The sequence below is a fragment of the Rhodoferax potami genome (genome assembly GCF_032193765.1).
In the GTDB taxonomy this organism is placed as follows: Bacteria; Pseudomonadota; Gammaproteobacteria; order Burkholderiales; family Burkholderiaceae_C; genus Allorhodoferax; species Allorhodoferax potami.
Map to the genome: position 1 here is coordinate 3495839 of NZ_JAVBIJ010000001.1, position 20809 is coordinate 3516647.

The 20809-nt window shown below is 60.2% G+C and carries 23 protein-coding genes; 10 read left to right on the forward strand and 13 right to left on the reverse strand.

Going from position 1 to position 20809, the window contains the following annotated elements:
• The first annotated feature begins 180 nt into the window (after window positions 1-180).
• Window positions 181-1563, forward strand: coding sequence for a homoserine dehydrogenase (locus RAE21_RS16895; protein ID WP_313882359.1), 1383 nt, complete (start codon window positions 181-183; stop codon window positions 1561-1563).
• Here the strand turns inward: RAE21_RS16895 and RAE21_RS16900 are convergent.
• The 3 genes from RAE21_RS16900 to RAE21_RS16910 all read right to left on the reverse strand — a co-directional run bounded on the left by RAE21_RS16900 (window position 1560) and on the right by RAE21_RS16910 (window position 3361).
• Window positions 1560-2531 carry a hypothetical protein gene (locus RAE21_RS16900; protein WP_313882360.1) on the reverse strand — a complete coding sequence of 324 codons (972 nt, stop codon included), beginning with the start codon at window positions 2529-2531 and terminating at the stop codon, window positions 1560-1562. The genes RAE21_RS16895 and RAE21_RS16900 overlap by 4 nt on opposite strands.
• A 36-nt stretch (window positions 2532-2567) precedes the next feature.
• Window positions 2568-2963 carry a VOC family protein gene (locus tag RAE21_RS16905; RefSeq protein ID WP_313882361.1) on the reverse strand — a complete coding sequence of 132 codons (396 nt, stop codon included), beginning with the start codon at window positions 2961-2963 and terminating at the stop codon, window positions 2568-2570.
• A gap of 104 nt (window positions 2964-3067) precedes the next feature.
• Window positions 3068-3361 carry a DUF2834 domain-containing protein gene (locus tag RAE21_RS16910; protein ID WP_313882362.1) on the reverse strand — a complete coding sequence of 98 codons (294 nt, stop codon included), beginning with the start codon at window positions 3359-3361 and terminating at the stop codon, window positions 3068-3070.
• Window positions 3362-3488: 127 nt separating this feature from the next.
• Here RAE21_RS16910 and RAE21_RS16915 point away from each other — a divergent pair, with 127 nt between their 5' ends.
• Window positions 3489-4328 (forward strand): helix-turn-helix transcriptional regulator, encoded by an 840-nt coding sequence (locus tag RAE21_RS16915; RefSeq protein ID WP_313882363.1) that lies wholly within the window; start codon window positions 3489-3491, stop codon window positions 4326-4328.
• Between the two features lie 67 nt (window positions 4329-4395).
• Here RAE21_RS16915 and RAE21_RS16920 read toward each other — a convergent pair whose 3' ends face one another.
• Entirely contained in the window at window positions 4396-4776 is a 381-nt protein-coding gene (locus tag RAE21_RS16920; RefSeq protein ID WP_313882364.1) for a VOC family protein, read from the reverse strand.
• Between the two features lie 72 nt (window positions 4777-4848).
• On the opposite strand from RAE21_RS16920, the gene RAE21_RS16925 reads away from it, so the two are divergent.
• From RAE21_RS16925 to RAE21_RS16935, 3 genes are read left to right on the forward strand one after another with little or no spacing between them, the layout of a single operon-like run.
• Complete coding sequence (locus RAE21_RS16925) at window positions 4849-5316, forward strand: CreA family protein (protein ID WP_313882365.1); 468 nt, start codon at window positions 4849-4851, stop codon at window positions 5314-5316.
• A 51-nt stretch (window positions 5317-5367) separates the two neighbouring features.
• A complete protein-coding gene (locus tag RAE21_RS16930) occupies window positions 5368-5652 on the forward strand; it encodes a type II toxin -antitoxin system TacA 1-like antitoxin (RefSeq protein WP_313882366.1) in 285 nt (94 codons plus the stop codon).
• Window positions 5653-5660: 8 nt separating this feature from the next.
• Window positions 5661-5957, forward strand: coding sequence for a type II toxin-antitoxin system RelE/ParE family toxin (locus RAE21_RS16935; RefSeq protein ID WP_313882367.1), 297 nt, complete (start codon window positions 5661-5663; stop codon window positions 5955-5957).
• A 62-nt stretch (window positions 5958-6019) separates the two neighbouring features.
• Here the strand turns inward: RAE21_RS16935 and RAE21_RS16940 are convergent, their stop codons facing one another.
• The 4 genes from RAE21_RS16940 to RAE21_RS16955 all read right to left on the reverse strand — a co-directional run bounded on the left by RAE21_RS16940 (window position 6020) and on the right by RAE21_RS16955 (window position 12153).
• A complete protein-coding gene (locus RAE21_RS16940) occupies window positions 6020-7639 on the reverse strand; it encodes a DUF2130 domain-containing protein (RefSeq protein WP_313882368.1) in 1620 nt (539 codons plus the stop codon).
• A gap of 281 nt (window positions 7640-7920) precedes the next feature.
• A complete protein-coding gene (locus RAE21_RS16945; RefSeq protein WP_313882369.1) occupies window positions 7921-8763 on the reverse strand; it encodes a hypothetical protein in 843 nt (280 codons plus the stop codon).
• Window positions 8764-8773: 10 nt separating this feature from the next.
• The gene (locus RAE21_RS16950; RefSeq protein ID WP_313882370.1) at window positions 8774-10285 is read right to left on the reverse strand and encodes a DUF262 domain-containing protein; all 1512 of its coding nucleotides are present in this window, start codon (window positions 10283-10285) and stop codon (window positions 8774-8776) included.
• A 47-nt stretch (window positions 10286-10332) separates the two neighbouring features.
• The gene (locus tag RAE21_RS16955; RefSeq protein ID WP_313882371.1) at window positions 10333-12153 is read right to left on the reverse strand and encodes a DEAD/DEAH box helicase; all 1821 of its coding nucleotides are present in this window, start codon (window positions 12151-12153) and stop codon (window positions 10333-10335) included.
• A gap of 239 nt (window positions 12154-12392) precedes the next feature.
• On the opposite strand from RAE21_RS16955, the gene RAE21_RS16960 reads away from it, so the two are divergent.
• From RAE21_RS16960 to nagA, 3 genes are read left to right on the forward strand one after another with little or no spacing between them, the layout of a single operon-like run.
• Complete coding sequence (locus RAE21_RS16960) at window positions 12393-14195, forward strand: sensor domain-containing diguanylate cyclase (protein ID WP_313882372.1); 1803 nt, start codon at window positions 12393-12395, stop codon at window positions 14193-14195.
• A gap of 57 nt (window positions 14196-14252) precedes the next feature.
• Window positions 14253-14993 (forward strand): GntR family transcriptional regulator, encoded by a 741-nt coding sequence (locus RAE21_RS16965; protein WP_313882373.1) that lies wholly within the window; start codon window positions 14253-14255, stop codon window positions 14991-14993.
• Window positions 14990-16117 (forward strand): N-acetylglucosamine-6-phosphate deacetylase, encoded by a 1128-nt coding sequence (gene nagA / locus RAE21_RS16970; protein ID WP_313882374.1) that lies wholly within the window; start codon window positions 14990-14992, stop codon window positions 16115-16117. The genes RAE21_RS16965 and nagA overlap by 4 nt, the downstream gene beginning before the upstream one ends.
• Here the strand turns inward: nagA and RAE21_RS16975 are convergent.
• The gene (locus RAE21_RS16975; RefSeq protein WP_313882375.1) at window positions 16096-16635 is read right to left on the reverse strand and encodes a sterol desaturase family protein; all 540 of its coding nucleotides are present in this window, start codon (window positions 16633-16635) and stop codon (window positions 16096-16098) included. The two genes, nagA and RAE21_RS16975, sit on opposite strands and share 22 nt — an antisense overlap.
• A gap of 31 nt (window positions 16636-16666) precedes the next feature.
• Entirely contained in the window at window positions 16667-16858 is a 192-nt protein-coding gene (locus tag RAE21_RS16980; protein ID WP_428984042.1) for a CsbD family protein, read from the reverse strand.
• Window positions 16859-17221: 363 nt separating this feature from the next.
• On the opposite strand from RAE21_RS16980, the gene RAE21_RS16985 reads away from it, so the two are divergent.
• Both RAE21_RS16985 and rbp read left to right on the forward strand, forming a co-directional pair.
• On the forward strand, window positions 17222-17461 hold the full coding sequence (locus RAE21_RS16985) for a hypothetical protein (RefSeq protein ID WP_313882376.1): 240 nt from the start codon (window positions 17222-17224) through the stop codon (window positions 17459-17461).
• Between the two features lie 111 nt (window positions 17462-17572).
• Complete coding sequence (gene rbp, locus RAE21_RS16990) at window positions 17573-17869, forward strand: RNA-binding regulator (protein ID WP_313874773.1); 297 nt, start codon at window positions 17573-17575, stop codon at window positions 17867-17869.
• Window positions 17870-17927: 58 nt separating this feature from the next.
• On the opposite strand, the gene RAE21_RS16995 is transcribed toward rbp, so the two are convergent.
• The 3 genes from RAE21_RS16995 to RAE21_RS17005 all read right to left on the reverse strand — a co-directional run bounded on the left by RAE21_RS16995 (window position 17928) and on the right by RAE21_RS17005 (window position 20804).
• A complete protein-coding gene (locus RAE21_RS16995; RefSeq protein WP_313882377.1) occupies window positions 17928-18512 on the reverse strand; it encodes a hypothetical protein in 585 nt (194 codons plus the stop codon).
• A gap of 110 nt (window positions 18513-18622) precedes the next feature.
• Window positions 18623-20098, reverse strand: coding sequence for an ATP-binding protein (locus RAE21_RS17000; RefSeq protein WP_313882378.1), 1476 nt, complete (start codon window positions 20096-20098; stop codon window positions 18623-18625).
• The gene (locus tag RAE21_RS17005; protein WP_313882379.1) at window positions 20085-20804 is read right to left on the reverse strand and encodes a response regulator; all 720 of its coding nucleotides are present in this window, start codon (window positions 20802-20804) and stop codon (window positions 20085-20087) included. The genes RAE21_RS17000 and RAE21_RS17005 overlap by 14 nt, the downstream gene beginning before the upstream one ends.
• Window positions 20805-20809 lie beyond the last annotated feature (5 nt).

Here is a 20809-nt window from a genome sequence, read left to right on the forward strand (position 1 = left end):
TGAACCCCCACCGCGCTTTGGCGCGTGCCCTGCCGGGCGAGGCCGTGCGCAGCATTACCACCATTACCACCACGGCCACCTGAGTCGTGCAGGTGGCCGTTCCGGCTGCCACCTGGTGTACCTCCCGCAGAGCGAACCGGCCCCGGCAGCCGGGCCCGCAACTGTTCCGGAAGACACCTTATGTACCAAGACCACTTCTCCCTCTCTGCCAGCAGCCCGGCCGGCACGGCACCGCCTGCTGCGCCCGCCCCCTTGCGCGTAGGCCTGCTCGGGCTCGGCACCGTGGGCAGCGGCACCTATGCGGTGCTCCAGCGCAACGCGGCCTTGATTGCCGCCCGCGCCGGCCGCCGGATCGAGGTGCGCATGGTGGCCGTGCGCAACCTGGCTAGGGCCCGCACCGTGCTGGGCGAGCAGCCGGGCACCCCGCTGCTGACCGACGACCCGCAAGCCTTGGTCTGCAGCCCTGAGGTCGATGTGGTGGTCGAGGTCATGGGCGGCACCGGGCTGGCCCGCAGCCTGGTGCTGCAAGCCATTGCGCACGGCAAACACATCGTCACCGCCAACAAGGCATTGCTCGCCGAGCACGGCACCGAGATCTTTGCCGCCGCCCAAGCCCGTGGCGTGGTGGTGGCCTACGAGGGTGCGGTAGCGGTCAGCATTCCGATCATCAAGGCGCTGCGCGAAGGCCTGACCGCCAACCGCATCGAGTGGGTGGCCGGCATCATCAACGGCACCAGCAACTTCATTTTGTCGGCCATGCGCGAGCGGGGGCTGGGCTTTGCCGCCGCGCTGGCCGAGGCCCAAGCCCTGGGCTACGCCGAGGCCGACCCCGCCTTGGATGTGCAGGGCACCGATGCCGCGCACAAGCTCAGCCTGCTGGCCGCTAACGCCTTCGGCACGTTGCCGCAATTCCCGCAAGTGCAGGTGCAAGGCATTACCGCGGTAGACGCGGCTGATGTCGCCTTTGCCGAGCAACTGGGCTACCGCCTCAAGCTGCTGGGCATTGCCAAGCGCCGCGGCACTGGGCTGGAGCTGCGGGTGCACCCCACCTTGCTGCCTGAGAGCCATTTGCTCGCGCAGGTGCATGGCAGCATGAACGCCGTCATGGTCAAGAGCGATGCGGCGGGCATTACCTTGTATTACGGCGCCGGGGCTGGGGCCGAGCAAACCGGCTCGGCAGTGATTGCCGACCTGGTAGACCTAGCCCGCAGTGCCAGCCTCGCACCGGCGCAGCGGGTGCCCGCACTCGGCTTTGCCAGCGGAGTGCAGCCCGGCCTGCCGGTCGTGGGCGCAGACGATGTGGAGAGCGCCTTTTATGTCCGCCTGGACCTGAGCCGCCCGGACGCTACCGTGCCCCGTGTGTTGCAGCAGCTGGCCGCTGACGGCGTGCAGGTACAGCGCATGGCGCAACACCCCCACCCCAGCGACTCCGAGCTGCGCTGCCTGGTGTTGCTAACCGCCCCGCTGGCCTTGCGCACTTTGCGCCCCGCCTTGCAAGCGATAGAGGCCTGGCCCACCGTGCTGGGCTATGCCAGTGTGTTGCGGGTGGAGAGTCTGGCTTAGTGATAGACCACGTTGTCATCCACGCTGTACAAGGTGCAGGCTTGTTTGGCACGCTCCTCGCAGCGTTTCAGGGCTGCTGCGTTCACATCATCCGTGCCACCCGACACCCATCCCCAATGCTGGCGGGTGGGTGCCACGGCAAACGCCCTTGGCGGTTTTGCTTGCAGATAGCGTTGGTATTGCTCTGTGCCAGCGGCAGACTCCAGCGGTAGCTTGCCAAGGTCTGCCAGTGCGGCATATCCGCTGGGCGGAAACTGCAGCGCCCGTTGGCGCCCGGGCAGCAAGCCCTGGTCCGGACTGGCTACGCGCCGAACATCCGTTATCACCCCGCGTTCCAGCGCGTTGGTTGCGATGGGCTCGCAGCTGGTGGGGTTCTGTGGGGTCAAACCGTCACAGAAAAACACGCTGTTGCCCAAGCGTGCACCCAGATCGGGATGAAAGAAATTCGCTGCGCCCCTGTTCTTTTCGATGGATATCCAGCGCTTGACCAGATCCGGGTCACCTTTTCCATCGGAGTAGCGCAGGGTCCACGCATAGAGCCCGTTTTTTTGCACGGCAGCGCGGTCCAGATTGCCATCTGCACCGTAGTGCCCATGGAAGCCCACCAAGGTGCGGTCCGCCGGGTAGTCGTCGGTAAACAGCCGGTATTTGCCACCGAGGAACATGCGTGAACATGACGAAATGCAATAGCCCGACACCGCAGTGGTAACGCCAACATCGCGCAAGAACTCGCCGACGCGATAGCCGGTCCACGCATCACCGCCATGCGAATTGCGCAACACCACCAAATCAATCTTCGGGTTGGCAGCAAAGGCGTCTTTCACCATAACCAGTTCGGTGCCCACCACAGGCCCGGAAAGAATGAGGGTATTGCCGTGTGTCGCCAGCTCCATCGCGTGCGTGGCGCCACTCCCCATGGTGCCCAAGCAGCAGGCCGCCAATGCCAAAAGACGGTGTCGTCGCTGCATGGTGTGTTCTCCCCGTATCTGTGAATCCGGCTCTATTTACACCTTAGGCGGGCGAAACAGTGCGCAGATCTTGTTGCCGTCCGGGTCGCGCAGGTAGGCCAGGTAGAGCTTGCCCGAGGGGCCATTGCGCCAGCCGGGCGGGTCTTCGCAGGTAATGCCGCCATTGGCCACACCAGCTGCGTGAAACGCATCGGCCTGCTCTGTGCTGCTCATGGCAAAGCCGATAGTGCTGCCGTTACCGGGGGTGGCCGGCTCGCCATTGATGGGGGTGGTGATCCCGAATAGCCCGGTCGCCGTGCGGTAAAAGTAGCGCCCGGCCTCGCCGTTGTGGTTGTGGACACCGGGCTTGATGTCCAAGGTGCCCAAAAGCGCGTCGTAAAACTTGCGCGAGGCTTCAAGATCGTTAACACCGAGGATGACGTGACTGAACATGGGAGTCTCCTTTGTTGTGTGCCATGGCCGAGCAGAGTTCTACCAGAAAGCACCGCACCCGACCGCACCTGCGGGACTGCCCCCCGACTTCCCCCCCGAATAGCTCAATTCGCCGCGCGCTTTTTGGCGGTAATGAAATACAGCAGCGGCCCGAACGATCCCACCAACAGGCAGAACACCGCCCACGGCACAAAAGGCCGGCCGTTGGCTTGCGCATCGCGCCTGATGAACACCAGCAGCAAACACATGGCGATCACCAAGTCGGCATAAATCTGCCAGCTGGCCGGGTCGCGTGTGTAAAACGCCAGCCACGCAAACAGCCCGCCATAGTGCAGCAGCGTGTAGCCGGTCAGGGCACCAAAAACAACGAGTACGAAGATCAACAAAGCCTTGTTCATGAGAGTTCCTTCTGAGTTGTGGCGCCAGCAAACAACGCTGACGGAGCCAAGTTTGCGCAGCGCCCTGCATGTGCGCAATTACGTCGCAGGTAATTGCGAAAGCGCAGCGCTGTGATTCAATGCCCGCATGGAAACCAGCACCATCCACCCGCCTAACGCCCAGTCCGACAGCCTGCAAGCCACCCTGCAAACCGCGCGCAAATCCAAGCGCCTGAGCCAGTTGGAGCTGGCACTGCGCATGGGCGTGAGCCAGCGGCATGTGAGCTTTGTGGAAAGCGGCCGCGCCCAGCCCAGCCGCGAGCTGCTGCTGAGCTGGCTGCACGAGTTGCAAGCCCCGCTCGCCCTGCGCAACGTGGCCCTGCAGCAGGCCGGCTTTGCCCCGGTCTACCGCGGCAGCGAGTTGGCCGACGCCGTGCTCGCCCCGGTGCGCGACGCGCTGGCCCAGCTGCTGCAAGCGCACGACCCCATGCCCGCCATGGTGATGGACGCGGCGTGGAACGTGCTGCACATGAACCGCGGCGCCCAATGGCTGGCCACCACCCTCATGCCCTGGGTGGCCGACCTGCCCCCCGGCGCGCCGGTAAACATGATCGACGCCATGCTGCACCCCGATGGCATGACCCTGCACATCACCAACCTCGAAGAAGTGGCCCCCGCCCTGCTGGCCCACATGCGCGACGACGCCAGCGTGGTGCCCGACATCCTGCCCCGCGTCGAGCAGTTGGCGCAGCAAATGCAGCAGCGCCTGGGCAAGCGGGTGCTGGCAGCGTGGCCGCGCCAAATGGCGCCGGTGCTCACCACCCGCTTTGCCACGCGGCACGGCGAGCTGTCTTTCTTCAGCATGTTTTCCACCTTCGGCACCCCGCAAGACATCACGCTGGCATCCTTGCGGGTGGAGCATGTGTTCCCGGCGGACGAGGCGACGCGGGCGGTATTGACCGCGCATTTAAGCCAAATGGGCACCTAGCCCAGGTAAAGCCTGCGCAGGTAGCTATTAAAACCGTAGCAAACCGCGTGGCACGCTTGCGCCACGCTCAGCCCATGGGCGTGCACAGCTCCACCAAAAAGCCATTGATGTCGGCCACATAAGCAATCGTCTGGCCCCAGGGCATTACCTCCAGGGGGCGCATGGGCCTGGCGCCGGCGGCTATGGCGCGCTCCAGCGCAGCGGCCACATCGGGCGTGCAGAGTGCAATCTCAAAACAGGGCGCCGTGGGGCTGGCCGCTTGCGGGTTCTTGCCCAGCTGTTGCATCAGGCGGTGGGCTGAAAACGCCAGTGCGGTGCTACCCGTCTCCAACTCGCCGTAGTCGCCACCCTCATGCAAAAAGCGGGTGGTGAGCCCGAAGGCCGCTTCGTAAAACTTGAGCGTGGCAGGCACGTCGGGGACGTAGAGGATGGTGTAGCCGAGCTGCATGGCAAGTCTCCCTGGGGTTGGTAATGGGCACACAATGAAGCATCCGCCTCATTTTTACCAAGGGAGTTTGTCATGAAAAAAACACTAGCCGCCTTGCTGCTTAGCAGCCTTGCGCTGGCCGCCAGCGCCGAAACTGTGGGCACCGTCAGCACCACCTTCAAACTGCTCAGCCCCAACGACAAAGTGGTGGTCGATGTGTTTGACGACCCGGTCGTCAACGGCGTGGCCTGCTACCTGTCGCACGCCAAAACCGGCGGCTACGCCGGCGCGCTGGGCTTGGCAGAAGACACGTCTGATGCCTCAGTCGCCTGCCGCCAAGTGGGTCCCATCAGCTTCAAAGAAAAGGTCGACAAGCAAGACGAAGTCTTCAAGGCCAGCGCCTCTTTCTTGTTCAAACACGTGCGCGTGGTGCGCATGGTGGACGCGAAGCGCAACACCTTGGTCTATATGTCGTACTCCGACAAGATCATCGAAGGCAGCCCCAAAAACAGCGTGACCGCAGTGCCGGTGCCGGCGGAGCTGCCTATACCGGTGAAGTGAGTTATGTAGCACGGACGTGCTACTATTTCAGCTCAACAAGGAGACTGCAGCATGTCCACCACCACCATCCGCATTGAAGACGAGCTCAAAGCCCGCGTCGCTGCCGCCGCACAGCATGCTGGTAAAACTGCGCATGCTTTCATCCTGGATGCGATCTCCCAAACCGTGGAGCAAGTGGAGCTGGACAACGCTTTTAACGCGCTGGCCGATCAGCGTTGGGCCAACATACAAGCCAGCGGCAAAACCGTGGCGTGGGACGCCGCAAAAACCTACCTCACCGCGCGGGCGAACGGTGAACCCGCACGCAAACCCGCCGCACGCAAATTAGCCAAGTGACCTCGGGCATGACGCGTATAGAACTGGCCCCGGAAGTCTTTGACGATTTTGACCGTTTCTTTGAACACATTGCCCAGTTCGACCCTACATCTGCGCCTCAGCGCATTGGCGACATTCTGGAAGCCATCCAAATCCTGACCCACAGCCCTCTGATCGGGCGGCCCGTGAAAGACGGCAAACGCGAACTCGTCATTGGCCGCGCCACTCGCGGCTATGTGGCGCTGTACCGCTATGTAGCGGCCATCGACACCGTGTTTGTGCTGGCAGTGCGAGCGCAGAGAGAGGATGGGTTTAAGGCAAAGTAGGCCGATAGCGCCGGTGAAATAAGCGCAAGCAGCTATCAATATCGAAGCAATTTGATGCGCCTTTACTCCGTGCCCGCTGGGGTGATGGGGCCTGCCAATTCCGCAAACTTGGCCGCCATCGTGGGGTTGCCGCGGGTGAGCTTTTTGATCGTCAGGTCGTCGGCCTTGTCGTTGGCCAGGCGCAAGTTGTTGGCGGACTTGTGCAGCGCTTCCTTGGTTTTCTCCAGGTCCTTGATGGCTTCGTCGATGCGTTTGACGGCTTCTTCAAAGCCCTCGGAAGCCAGGCGCCAGTTGCGCCCAAACGCGGTCTTGAACTCGTCGAGCTGGGTCTCGAATTTGGTGATGTCCACGTTCTGCGAGCGCACCAGCGCCAGCTCGGACTTGTATTTCATCGAGTTCAAAGCCGCATTGCGCAGCAGCGTGATCAGGGGCACAAAAAACTGCGGCCGCACCACATACATCTTGGGGTAGCGGTGCGACACATCCACAATGCCGCTGTTGTACAGCTCGCTCTCCGGCTCCAGCAAAGACACCAGCACCGCGTATTCGCACGCCTTCTCGGTGCGGTCTTTGTCCAGCTCTTTCAGAAAGTCTTCGTTCCGTTTTTTGGTGGCGGTTTCGTCGCTCTCGTTTTTCATCTCAAACATGATGGAAACGATCTCGTTGCCCGACTCGTCCATGTCGCGAAAAATGTAGTCGCCCTTGCTGCCGGAGCGGGCGTCGTTGTCTTTTTCAAAATGCGCGCGCTGAAAAGCCGCCGCACGAATGCGGTTGAACTCAATCTCGCAGTGCTGCTCCAGCGTCTCGCCCACCATCTTGGTCGATAGCCGCGCTTTCATGTCCCGCAGGCGCTCAATCTCGCCTTCACGGTCGCGCAGCTGCAAGGCGAATTGCTCTTTGATGGCTTTTTCTTCCAGCTGGTTTTTGACGGTGATGAGGCTCAGGTCATTTTTGAGCCCGTCGCGCTCGCGGGCGACCACCCCCACGGCCTCGTTCACGGCCAGCTGGCGCGCGGTGTCGCTGGCCTCCAGTTTGGCTTGCAGCGCCTGAATTTCCGCGTCCTTTTTGGCGGCAGCCGCCTGCAGCTCATGGGCCAGCTTGGCCGCAGCCAACTCCGCAGCGGCTTGCTGCGCGTTACGCGCTTGCTCGAGCTCGTTGGCCAGTTGATCGCGCTCTTTGCTCACCGCGCCCAAAGCCTCTGCCACCGCCAGCTTGCGGGCTACCTCGCCGGCCGCGAGTTGGGCCTGCAAGGCCTGAATCTCCGCATCTTTGCGCGCCGCAGCACTTTGCAGCTCATGGGCCAGCTGGGCCTCGGCCAGCCTGAGCGCCGCTTGCTGGTCTTGCTTGGCTTGCGCTAGCTCGTTGGCAATGGCATCGCGCTGCTTTTCTATAGTGCCCAATGCCTCGGCTAGTGCAAGCTTGTTGGCTACGTCACCTGCGTCGAGCTGGGCTCTAAGGGCCTGAATCTCTGTGTCTTTGGCAGCCCCGGCTTTTTGCAGCTCATTGGCAACCTTGGCCTCGGCCAGGGCAATCGCGTCGCGCTTTTCGCGCTCGGCCAGCTCCAGCCGCTCGTGCAACTGTTTTTCAAAATCGCCATCGCGCACCTGCTTGAGGATGTCGGCATACCCCGCCTCGTCGATCTTGAAGGCTTTGCTGCAGTGGGGGCAGATGATTTCGTGCATGAGGAGGGGATGTCTATTGTTCAAGTTGATAGTAAGCCCACGTCAAATGTGCGCGAGCAGATACCGAAACATAGTAAGTGCGAAACAGTTTCAGCCCGCGTGCGTGCACAGTTCTACCAAAAAGCTGCTGATGTCGGCCAAATAGGCAGTCGTCGGGCTCCAGGGCAGCACCCTCAAGTGCCGCATGGGTGTGGCACCCGTAGTGATCGTATAACCTTGAAATTCATGAAAATGCATTGAGCTTTTCGTAGAAAGCTTCTCCGCCCCGATTGTTTGTAGCGCTAACCAGCTAACTCACGCCTCCAACTTCCTGTCTCAACAGAACTTTTTATCGATACTGCAGCGGTGTTGTCCCATATAGTTTCGAAGCCATCTACCTTCGCTCTAAAGGCGTTCAACTTATTCCCATCAGCTTCAAAGTTCAATTGCAAACAATAAACTACCTTAGTAACCCACTTAATGGATTCGAGATTTTCATATGTGATCTCTATCAAAACTGATGGATTCTGCCCATTGGCCGTCAACTGACTCAGAAAGTCGGTCAATAAGTCGCTTTCATCAATACGACTCACTAGCTCGATTTTTCTATTGCTACCAGAAACTAATGGTATATCCAAAGCACTTTGAGAAACGATCTGGGAAAGTCTGCTTGTTCTCAATGTAATTTTCAATACCACATTTAATGCTGGTTCATTGACGATATTTGATATCTCTGGCTCAAACTTAAATCTCAGAGAAGCGGTGGGCTTGATTAGTGGCTTATCAATTACTAAGAAGTCTTTGTCTGCAACCGCAATCACTAATGGCTTAAGAGACGTCCTTCTTGCTTTGCTGTCAATCCACAAGGTTACAGCAACAGCAAAGAGAGCTAGTCCTGTAAATAAAGAGTTCACTGCGCCGAATAGGTCGCCGGTAATGCCCAAGTTAGTCAGCGACTCAACACAAGCGATTGGATCCGTCGAAGATATGGAAGCCTCTAATTTTTGCTTTTCTGTTTCCGTGCATACAGTGTTTTTTTGCAAATATATGGCTAGTTTTGGAAGCCAATAAACCGAAGAGGCCCAAATCGAAGCAACAATAAAAAATGAGATGATAAAACCTAAGGCAACTTTAAATGATTTCATGATACTTGCCTTAAGCTTGAATAAGTGCATTTATAAACTCATTTGAGCGATGTAGATTGGAATCAAACCCTTGTGTGAGAAGATGTTGAATGGAAGCACTTGGTAATGATCCCAGTGACTTGCCTTTGCCAATCTGATTTTCAGTAGCTTGAGTTGTTAGTACAAGTCTTCGTAATGGGTCGCTGGCACTCAATTTTCGCAGTGCTCCATTTTCGTCGATTGCGCAATAGCAAACTTTCTTCTCCTCTTTGAGAAGGTTGCCGGAAAGTAAATCTCGAGCTCCCTTAGAAATCAGCATGCCGGACAATCCACGCAATAACAACCCATTCCTTCTTGCGGGCTGATCTAGTAACTCTGCAATAAGAGTTGATGCATTTCCTATCAATTCAAATTTTCCAGAATTTATATTGTCAGTGTCTGAAATGATTCGAGTATTTGCTGCTTGCGAGTAATTTTGAGTAGCTAGACGATCAACCCACCAAGTTGCTATGTCTTGATGCGCAAAGGTCGAATCTTTACTAAGAAAGATAGCAATTCCGAGCGCCATCGATGGTGTAGGCATGACATCCTCACAAATAACGCCAAAGTGCTTTTTGCAATACTCAAGAGCGCTGACGTATAGCTCCAGGGCATCCACCCAGTACCTACGAATTAGGGATTTTTCGATTGCAAGCAGGTCGCCTTGTCGAACACCTTTGGAGTAAGGTTTGCCTTCAAATTTTCTTATCAATAAGGAAATTAATTTCAATACCTCATTTGAATCGACGTTGGATTCGCGCAATATTTCATATTTTTGTAATGCCTCTTCCCACGCATCTCTTAATCTAAAGCCACTCGGATATAGAGCGGCAACCATCAAATCAAAGGCGCTTAAACGCACGCCTGTTCTATTTAGTGTTTCGAATATTCGTGCTAGTGCTTCCAGTTCAATTTCTTGATCAAGCTCAACAGCCATTACTTTGTAGACTTTTGCTTGTAGTCCACCTAGTCGATGTTCTCTAAGTGATACAAAGTTCGATCCAATTTCACCGGGTGGAAGCTGCTCCAGCCAGGCAAAAAACAGCTCTAACTCCCATACCTCTTTGACTGTGGCGATCCGGGCAGTCGCTCTGCTCTTGACGGTGGGGTAGCTTTTTTCAAACTGCTCTCGTCTTTGCCAACGAATGAATTCATCATCCCCAAGTTGAAGTAAGTTGAAGTCGATGTAATAACAATAATCAGAAACATCGTTTACGGCATGGAATAGTGAAGTTATTCGCTGCTGCCCGTCAAGAATATAAAGTTCTAAATTATTGCTTGATATCTGCGGTGCATGATCTATAGCACGGATGGCGAACGGTTGAGGACCGCTCAGAAGTAAAAGTGACCCAATTGGCCACCGGCGCGCAACACTATCTAATAAGTCAACGACCTTACTTGGGTTCCAAACGAACTCTCTTTGAAAATCAGGAAGAGCCAACCTTCCGGTTCGAATTCGCTGAATAAGCAGATCCACGGTATATTGCGTCGATTGATAGTCCATGTTGTGATGTTCCTTAAATAATTGTTTTTAAGCTAAATCGTTGCTGGTCATAATTTATTTGCAAATGAATCGTTAATCGCCGCAGCATTTGTTGTAACTCCCAAAATCAATCGCTGCGTTGACCGCGTAGCCGCCACATAAAACACCCGCGCCGCTTCCTTCTCATCCTCCCCCGGCGCTGGCATATGCCCCACACCGGGTAGCGCCACCACGGGGAACTCCAAGCCTTTGCTGACCTTCATGGTCATGACCTGAATGGCGTCTGCGCCGGGTTGGTATTCGCCACTCTTTTTGCGCACGCGGTGCGGTAGCTTGCGTTGGGCCAGGGCGCTGGCGCACAGGTCCATGGTTTTCCAGTCCGCGCATAGGATGGCCATGTCGCCCCATGCAAAGCCTTCTTTGTGGGCGCTGGCCAGATGGTCGGCTATAGCAAAAGCTTCGTCGCGCAGGGTGGGCAACTTGACGATGACGGGGGCTTGACCCTCGCGCCCACAGCTCACAGGTTTGAGCAGGGGGATGCCGTCGTCGTCCTTTTCGTCCGCGGTCAGCAGGTCAGCCGCCACCAGGCTGGCGGTGTGCAATATCTGGCGGGTGTTGCGGTAGTTGATCTTCAGGATGGTGGTGCGCCCCTGCGCCTGGATGCCCACGCTCTTGAAGCTGAACTGTTTGCTGCGCGCGCGTTCGTAAATGCTTTGCGCATCGTCGTACAGCACCAGCAGGCTGTTGGTGGTGGGGTCCACCATTTGGGTGACGAGCTTGAGCCATTCGGGTGCGAAGTCGTGGCCCTCGTCAATCATCACCGCTTGGTATTGCCCGCCGGGAATCTGGCTGCGCTCCACGGCGCGGATCACGTTGTCTACCAAGCCGTCATAAAACCCGTTGCCTTGCGGCGGCAGCGCTTGCCCGTAGGCGGTGAGCTGGCGGTGGCACCAGCTATGAAAGTGCCGCACATGCACGCGGTCGCTCAGGCCTTTGGCGTCCATCACGCTGGCCAGCTTCACGCCCAGCGGCTCGTTAAAGCAGAGGATGAGGATGGGTTTGCTGTTGCTGGTGCAGGCCTTGGCCAGGTATTCGGCGCGGTAGCCCAAGATCATGGTTTTGCCCGAGCCCGCCACGCCGTGAATCACGCGGTGCCCGTCGCCCAGGCTGCGGGCCAGCTGCTCTTGCTGGATGTCCATCACGCGCATGATGTCGGGCAGTTGGGCGTCGGCGTCGTTGTCGTCAAACAAGGCGCCTTGGGTTTGCACCCGCACTTGGGGGAACATGATCCAGCGTACCCGGTCCAACTGCGGCAGGGTGATGGCGCCGCCAAAGTAGTGCGGAAACATGTTCCACAGCCGCTTTTGAAACTCTTCTGGGTCGGCCTGCTCCAGCATCTCGTCCTGGCAGATCACGTAGTTGGCGGCGATGGTTTCGCCCAAGCCTGAGGTTTCAAACTCTTTGCGCGTAATGCGAGTGAACACTACGCCATGCCCCCACGGAAACGCCAGCTTGCCTTGGTGCGCGCCGCTGGCCTGTACTAGCTGCGCGTCGCGCTCCAGCGCATTGACCACCTGGATGGCGCAATGGCGGGCTTGGGCTAGTGGGTTGATGACGGTTTTGAGTTGGCCGCTGTTGTCCAGAATTTCCCAGTACTGGCGGGTGGCCTTTTGCACGGTTTGCAGGCGCCAGTCTTTGGTCTCCAGCACTAGGAGGCCGTGGCGCGGGTGCAGCAGTACAAAGTCGGGGTGGGTTTGCTTGGGGCCTATGGGCACGTTGTGCCAGAGCAGGTAGTCTGCGTCCAGCTTTTGCTCCAGCCGCTCTGCGAGTCGTCTCTCGCCTGTCGAGTCAAAGGCAGACGTGCCTATAGACGGAATCAATGTCGCCATGAACTACCTGCCACCCTGAATGCATTTTTTTAGATGGCTGCCATCATGCCCGCATAAAAGCACAATTTCCAGTTTTAGCGCTTGCGAATTTCACTGATTTTGCGTGGGCGATAGTCGATCACCTCTCCGGGTCTGATTCCGCTACCATGCAGGTAACGCCATCAAACTTCGAGCCAAATATGCCTCTGGCGCTCATTTATTCTGCGCGGGTAGCTATTAAATTCATAGCATATTGCCTGATGCTGCTGCCACTCTGGGTGCCGGCAGCCGCAGTCGATGTGCGAGCGCCGGGTTCCGGCAGCGTGGACCCGGGCCCGGTGGTGGCGGTGCTTGAAGACGTGTCGGGCGCGTTCACCTTGGCCGAGGTGTTGGCTGCAGACCGCGCGGGTGGTTTTGAGAAAGGGGCCGAGGTCGCCAAAGGCCTCTCGCTCGGCTACAGCCGCTCGGCGTTTTGGCTGCGCTTGGCCATCCGCAACCCCGAGCTGCGGCCCATAGAGCAGTTGCTGGAGGTGAGCAATGCGCGCATTTCCAGTGTGTCGCTGTATGTGCCTGATGCGTCGGGCAACTACAAGGCCATGGTGACCGGGGGTGACACCCCCTTTGCCAACCGGCCGTACCCGCACCGCCACTTTGTGTTCCCGCTCACCGTGAGCCCGAAGTCTGAGCAGGTGGTGTACATGCGGGTGCAAAACAGCAGTTCGCTGATCGTGCCCTTGCGCCTTTGGGAGCCTCACGATTTCGACATTGCCAGCCGCCCGGAGTACATGGTGCAGGGCTGGTATTTCGGCATGGCCAGCGCCATGGTGCTGTTCAACCTGTTGCTGTGGCTCGCTATTCGGGACCGCATCTACATCTACTACGTGATCTTTGTGCTGGCCATGGCGGTGACCGTGGCCTCCAAGACCGGCTTGGGTGCGCAATTTGTGTGGCCGGCGAGCTTGGTGTGGGGCAATTTCTCGTTTTTTGCGGCTATCTCTTTCACGCTGGCGGCGTTTTACCCGTTCACCCGGCGCATGTTGGATACCCCGCGGACCATGCCCCGGGTCGACAGCGTCATGCAGCTGATGACTTGGGTGCATGTGCTGGCGCCTGTGGCCTATTGGTTTGCCTTGCCGGTGGTGGCGCCCTACGGCACTGCGTTTTTCGGGTTCACGATTTTGTTTTACGGCGGGGTGGCGGTGTGGGGCTCCATCCGGCGGATGCGGGCGGCGTATTTCCAGCTGGGGGCGTTTAGTTTGTTGCTGGCCGGCACCCTGATGGCCGTGTTGCGCGCCTATGGCTGGGTGCCCACCAACATCTTTACCGTAGACGGCTTGCAGCTGGGCTCGGTGTTTGAAATGCTGGTGCTGGCCTTGGCCCTTGCAGACCGCTTTAACGAAATGCGCCGCGAAAAAATGAGTGTGCAAAACGAGCTGGTAGCCATCCAAGACCAGCTGGTCGATACCCTGCAGGCCTCTGAAAAAGAGCTGGCCTACCGGGTCGAAAAGCGCACCCGCCAATTGCAAGCGGCCAACGCCCGGCTAGAGGCCCTGAGCATGGTGGACGGCCTGACCGGCATTGCCAACCGCCGCCACTTTGACCAGGTGCTGCACAAAGAGTGGGCGCGGCTGGAGCGGGTGGGCCAGCCCTTGGCGCTGGTGATGCTGGATGTGGACTGGTTCAAGCGCTACAACGACCACTTTGGCCACCAGGCCGGCGACGAGTGCCTGCGCGAGGTGGCCCTGGCGATCAGCGGTGTGAGCCGCGCCAGCGATTTGGTAGCCCGCTATGGCGGCGAGGAGTTTGTGATCATCGCCCCCGGCAACGATGGCCCGCAGGCCCTGCAAATGGCCCAGCGCGCCTGCGATGCGGTGCGCGAGCTGGCCCTGTTGCACCCGCTGTCTGAAGAGGGCTTTGTGACCCTGAGCTGCGGGGTCGCGTTCACGGTGCCCGGCCCCGAGAGCAGCCCCGAAAACCTGCTGGGCAATGCAGACATCGCCCTCTACGAGGCCAAGGCCCAGGGCCGCCACCGGGTGGTGTTGGCCCAGCCCTCGGGCTGGTAACTGGTATTGAAGTGGTAATACAATCAAGACCACTTCACACCAGTCCACCCCTGCACCGTGCCTGCCACTTCACCCAACGCTGAACTCAGCCCCGAAGACACCTCCCCGCTGTACCAGCAACTGGCGCGCCAGTTGACGGCAGGCATTCTTGCGGGCACCTACCGGGTAGACCAGGCACTGCCCTCGGAGCGGGTGCTGTGCGAGTCGCTGGGGGTGTCGCGCATCACGGCGCGCAAGGCGATTGCGGTGCTGGTGGAGCAGGGCCTGGTGCTGCGCCGCCATGGCTCGGGCAACTTTATTGCCCCGCGCATTGAGCAGCCCACCAGCAAGCTGGCGAGCTTTTCTGAAGAGCTGCGCCAGCGCGGCTATGTGCCAGCCAGCCAGTGGATCACCCGCGAAACCGGCACCGCCACCCCCCAAGAGCGCGAGGCGCTGGACCTGCCCCGCCGGGCTAAGGTGGCGCGGCTGCTGCGCTTGCGCTTGGCCGATGGCGTGCCCATGGCCTACGAGCACAGCGCGCTGCCCCTGCCGGTGTTGCCCAGCCCGCAAGAGCTGGACGGCTCGCTGTATTTGCACCTGGCCCGCAGCGGCGTAGCACCCGTGCGCGCGGTGCAGCACCTGCGTGCCATCAACGCCACCGCCGACATGGCTGCCCACCTGCAAGTGCCCGAGGGCGCTGCACTCTTGTGGGTAAGCCGCGTGGCCCATAGCGCCGATGGCGCAGCCATTGAATTCACCCAAACCTATTGCCGCAGCGACTACTACGCCTTTGTGGCCGAACTCCGGAGCACCCCATGAGCGCCACCTCTTTGCGAGGCCACATCCTCACCCCCGCCGGCTTTGTGTACGGCAGCCTGCACATGGGCGCAGACGGCCGCATTGCCGGCATCACCGGCGAGCCGGTGAGCGAGGCCCAAGTGCGCGAGGGCAGTGCGCCCATCGTGCTGCCTGGCTTTATCGACTTGCATGTGCACGGCGGGGCGGGGCACGACATCATGGAAGGTGGCGACGCCGCTTGGCACGTGGCGCGCCTGCATGCGCAGCACGGCACCACCTCGCTTTTGGCCACCACCATGACCGCGCCGCAAAGCGACCTCGATGCCGCATTTGCCGCACTCGCACCCCTGTGCACCGCGCCTGCGCGCGACGCGGCCCGTGTGCTGGGTGTGCACCTCGAGGGGCCGTACATCAGCGAGGCGCGCTTGGGCGCGCAGCCACCGTTTGCGCGGCCGGCCAGCTTGGGCGAAATCCACCGCCTGCATGCGCTCGCACCCATCCGCCTGATCACCCTTGCGCCCGAAGTGGGTGGCAACGATGCACTGATTGCGCAGCTGGTGGCCGAGGGCTTCAAGGTGCAGCTGGGCCACACCACCGGCAGTTACGAGCAGGGCGTGGCCGCTCTGCGCTGCGGGGCCACGGGCTTTACCCATTTGTTCAACGCCATGTCGGCACTGCACCACCGCGAGCCGGGCATGGTGGGTGCGGCGCTGGCGCATGCCGAGTTTGCAGAGGTCATCCCCGACCTGCTGCATGTGCACCCTGGCGCCATTCACGCGGCGCTGCGGGCTATTCCCAAGTTGTATTGCGTGACCGACTCCACCTCAGCCGCCGGCATGCCCGATGGCGACTACAAGCTCGGCCGCCACACCGTCACCAAGTGCATGGGCGGTGTGCGCCTGGCCGATGGCACGCTGGCCGGCTCGGTGCTGAGCCTGGACCAGGCGCTGCGCAACTTGGTCAACACACTGAGCCTGAGCCTGGCGGATGCCAGCAGCCGTGTGTCCACCTTTGCGGCCGACCACATGGGCTTGGCGGACCGTGGCCGGCTAGAGCCCGGCGCTTGGGCCGATGCGGTGGTGCTTGACCGCGACCTGCACGTGCAGGCAGTGGTGGTCGAGGGTTATGCGGTGCGAAACACGTGATCCCACAGGCTGGTGCTCACGCCGTAATGGTGGGTGTGCCCGCGCTGGTGGTGCAGCCCGTGTAGTAGCTTGCGGCGCTTCATCCATTCGCTGGACGAGCGGGAGTGGTGGGCCGCGTGGTGGGTCATCGAATAAGCGATGTAACCCAGCAGCAAACCCAGGCTGAGCGCACTCGCAATCCACAGGTTGCCCAGCCACCACGCCGGCAGAAACGCCAGCACCACAAACAAGGTGAGCGTGACACAGGTGGGGGTGCCAATGTAGTCGTGCGGGTGGCGGTGGTGCAGCGCGTGCATGGCCTGAAACGGGGGCAGCCGGTGCAGCACAAAGCGGTGCAGGCCATATTCAATCAAGGTCCAGCCACCCAGCCCGCCCAGGGCCCAGGCCACCAGCTGCCACTGCAATGCGTGAGGCGCCGCCAAGCCCAGAAAAGCCGCCAACGCTGCCACGCACACGCCATAAACCCCGAAGTCTGCAAAGTAGGCGAAACGGCTCTGTTGGATCGAGAGGAGTGGCATGGGTGATTCTGGGGGGCTCCTGGCGCAGGTTTTATGAGCGCTTGATGGCTTTGGCGACACTTTCTTTGGCGTCGCCCACCGAGGCGCGCACCGCACCCAGGTTCTTTTGGACGTTGCCTTTGACCTCGAGCGACTTGTTGCCCAAGGCTTTGCCCACGACCTCTTTGACCTTGCCCTTGGCTTCTTGTGTGCGCCCTTTGATTTGGTCTTTGTTGATACCCATGACTCGCTCCTGAAAAGGTGGTCCGGCTCATCACCGGCATGCAACAAAGGTTGCACAAGCTGCACCTTAGGCGGGGCATTGGGGGCCGTCGGTGCGCTGTCGTACCCGGGGCGAAAGCGCTGTTTATAACCATTGAGAATAAATGAGTTGACTTTTATTCCTACATGCATATAATTCGGAGCAGGAATGCGGTGTACCTCCCAACACACCCCTGTTCCACGAGAACCACCACGAGATGTCTCCTGCCGTTGGTTCCCGGTTTATTCGACACCTGTCGACCGCGTTGATCTGCAGAGCAGCAGCCAACCGAATCTCTTTTTGCTCAAGCCGGCCTTACAACGTGGCCCGCACCTCTCCCTTTAAATGAATCAGAATTTCGAATCCGCTATCCCGATGGGCAACTACATTGTTTCGCCCGCAACGCAAGAAACCAGCGCCGGTCTGTTCCGTGCCTCCATCGCTGTCCAACGCAGCCAGAGCAAAGGCGCTTACTGCCGGGTCTTTAACTTCGACTGCGAGTTTGTCTCCCGCGAAGCTGCCCGCGTGTACGCCATTACCCAAGGCTGGCTTGAAACCGGCAGTGCCAATCCGCAAACCTGCTGAAGCAGGCCGGACGCACTCGACACACATCACCCTATTCCGCCGCCCGCAAAGGCTGCAAACCCGCGCACCCCAGCCACCCGGGCTGACAGCGCACTCACTGAAAGGCTCACCATGAGCAGCAAAATTTACGTGGGCAACCTGCCCTACTCCGTCACCGATGACAGCTTGCAGAGCAATTTCGCCGAATTCGGCGAAGTCACCTCCGCCAAGGTCATGATGGACCGCGACACCGGCCGTTCCAAAGGCTTTGCCTTTGTGGAAATGAGCACTCCCGCATTTGCCCAAGCCGCCATTGACGGTTTGAACGGTCAATCCGTGGATGGCCGCTCCATTGTGGTCAACCTGGCCCGTCCGCGTGAAGACCGTGGCAGCTCTGATGGCTACCGCGGCGGCCGTAGCAGCTACTAAGCGCTAAACGCCCACAAAAAAGCCGGCTCTGGTAGCCGGCTTTTTTGCGTCTGGCGGTTTACATCTTCTCGAACTTGGCCTTGGCGTCGGCCATGCAGGCATCTTTGGTGCTGGAGGCCAAAGCGTCGCACTTCTCTTCCGCTACCTTCAGGTCGGCGGCGCGCTTGTCGGCAGCGGCGTCGGTGCGGACTTCTTTGTTGTCGCTCTTGGCATCAGCGTTGGTTTTGGTGGTTTTCATTTGCACCTCGGCATCGGCTTTGGCCGCGGTGCGGGCGGCTTTGGCTTCTTTCACGCACACGTCTTTGGGGTTGCCAGAGAGGTCGTCACACTTTTGCTTGGCGACGTCGTAGGTGGCCTCTGCCTGCTCAGTGCGCACTTTGTATTGCGTTTTGAGGGTGGGCTTGTAGCTGTTTTCCAGCTCTGCCAGGGCTACCGACTCTTTGCCTTTGGCTTCAGCGACGCAGATGTCGCGCGCATTGCCGGACTGGGCGTTGCAGTTTTTCTTGCCGGTGCTGTAGTCGTCTTTGATACGCGCCTTGCTGGCCTTGTAATCAATCGGAGACATCTGCGCCATGGCAGTGCCGGCAAACAGCAGGCAGCTTGCCATGGCGACGCTGGTTAGCAAGGTGTGGGTGGTTTTCATGGGGAATCCTTAAAGTGAAAACTGTGGCAGGCCATGCAGGCCTGAGAGTCTTCACAGTAAGGTGGATGGGGCGGCCGGTCTGTTCGTTGGTGGACATACCGGTGCGCCGGTCACTCCGCCGGCAGCGCCGCCAGCAGCACTGTCACCACCAGCCCGCCCTCGGCGTGGTTGTGCAGCCTGATCTCGCCACCGTGGGCCTGGATGATGTTGCGCGCAATGCCAAGCCCCAAACCCGTGCCGGTGCGGTTTTGCTGCTGGCCGTGGCTGAGGCGCACATGTGGCTCAAACGCGGCCGACATGCTGGCCTGCGCAATGCCGGGCCCGAAGTCGCGCACCTCCACCAGCGCGCGGCTGCCTTGCAGGCTCAGGCGCACCTGCACCCGCTCGCCATAGAGCACCGCGTTGTCCAGCAAGTTGCTCAGGGCGCGCTCCAGCGCCAGCGGTTTGCCCAGGACGCTCACCGGCTCTGCCGTGCATTCGATGGTGGCGTCGGGGTGAATGGGGCGTTGCGCCAGGCGGGCGAGCAGGGTGTCCAGCCGCACGGGGGTGAGGTTCTCGTGAATGTCGGTGTCTTTCACGCTTTGTAACGCGGCTTTGACCATCACATCAAGGTCGTCCAGGTCCTCGTGGAACTCGGCGCGCAAGGTGTCGTCGTCCAGCAATTCGGTGCGCAGCTTGAGCCGCATGATGGGTGTTTTGAGCCCGTGCGAAATGCCGAGAAAGAGCCGCTCCCGGTCCACCAGATAGCCCTGAATCCGGGCCTGCATTTCATTGAAGGCGCGCGCGGTGCGGCGCAGCTCGGCGGTGCCGGTTTCGGGCACGCTCTCAGGCGCCGTGTCGCTGCCAAAGGCCTTGGCGGCCGAGGCAATCCGGTTGAGCGGGCGTATCAGCCCGCGCACCAGCAGCACGCTCAGTACCAGCACGGTTACCAGCGTCACGAGCTGCAGGGCGACCCGGTCCCAGGTGAGGGGGTTGGCGTTTTCCAGAAAGTAGGGGTCGGGCATGGTGGTGGCCAGGTACAGCCAACGCCCGGGCTCGAACTCGGCCTGGATGACCAGCACCGGTGCAGGGCGCGGGCGCAGCAGCAGGGTGGCTTCAACCCACGAGTCCGGCAGGTCGCGCACCATGCGCCCGTCGTCTGATACCTGCAGCGTGTCGGGCCAGGCAAAGGCCACGCTGGGGGCTTGCGTGTTGCCCGCCAGGTTGCGGGTGAGATCGCCTTCCATGGCTTCCACTACCGCGTCCACCAGGCCGTTGCCTTCCACCGGCTGCACCGGCACACGCGCCTTGTTCACGTTGATAAAAAACCGGGTGCCGCCCATGGTGCGCAACTGCTCAATCAGGATGGGCCTGAACTGCGGCGGCAGGTCGCGAAAGAAGCGGATGGAACCCGCCGCATTCAGCGCAATCGCATGGCCGGCACTCAGCGCCTCGGCGCGCGCACTCTCGCGCAACTGCCGCGCCCACAGTAAGGTGCCCACCAGCTGCGCGCTGATGACGCCCAGCGCCATGACCACCACGATGCGGCCCAGCAGGCTGTCGGGCAGGTAGCGCCGCGTCCAGCGGCGGCGCTCAGGGTTCGGCATGGGCGCTCACGTCCGCCGAGAACACATAGCCGCTGCCGCGCACGGTTTTGATCAATACAGGTTGCTTGCCGTCGTCATGCAGGCGTTGGCGCAGGCGGCTCACCTGCACATCGAGTGAGCGGTCCAAGGGCCCGAGGTCGCGGCCGCGGGTTTGCTCCATCAGGCGGGCGCGGTCCAGCGTCTCGCCGGCGTGTTCGGCAAAAAAGCGCAGCAGGTTGAAGTCCATGCTCGTGAGCACCACCGGCTGGCCTTGCGGGTCGGTGAGCACACGCTCCACCACGTCCATGCTGAAGCCGGCAAACTTCAAATACCGCACGGGTGCACCGGGCGCGCCCAGCTGCATGCGGCGATGGATGGCCTTGATGCGGGCCAGCAGCTCGCGCGGGTTGTAGGGTTTGGCGATGTAGTCGTCGGCACCCAGCTCCAACCCGACGATGCGGTCGGTGTCGTCCGCGCTGGCGGTTAGCATGATGATGGGCACCGGCGACTGGCTGCGCACGCTGCGGCACAGGGTGAAGCCGTCGGTGTCGGGCAGCATCACATCCAGAATGACCAGGCTCAGCTCATCCTTGAAGCGCTCGAACTCGGCGTTGAAGCTGGCACCGTCGTGGGCCACGCGGACTTCGTACTGGTGCTTTTCCAGATAGGTCTTGAGCAGGTTGCGGGTTTTTTGGTCGTCGTCAACGACAAGCAGAGTGCGGGTCATGGGCT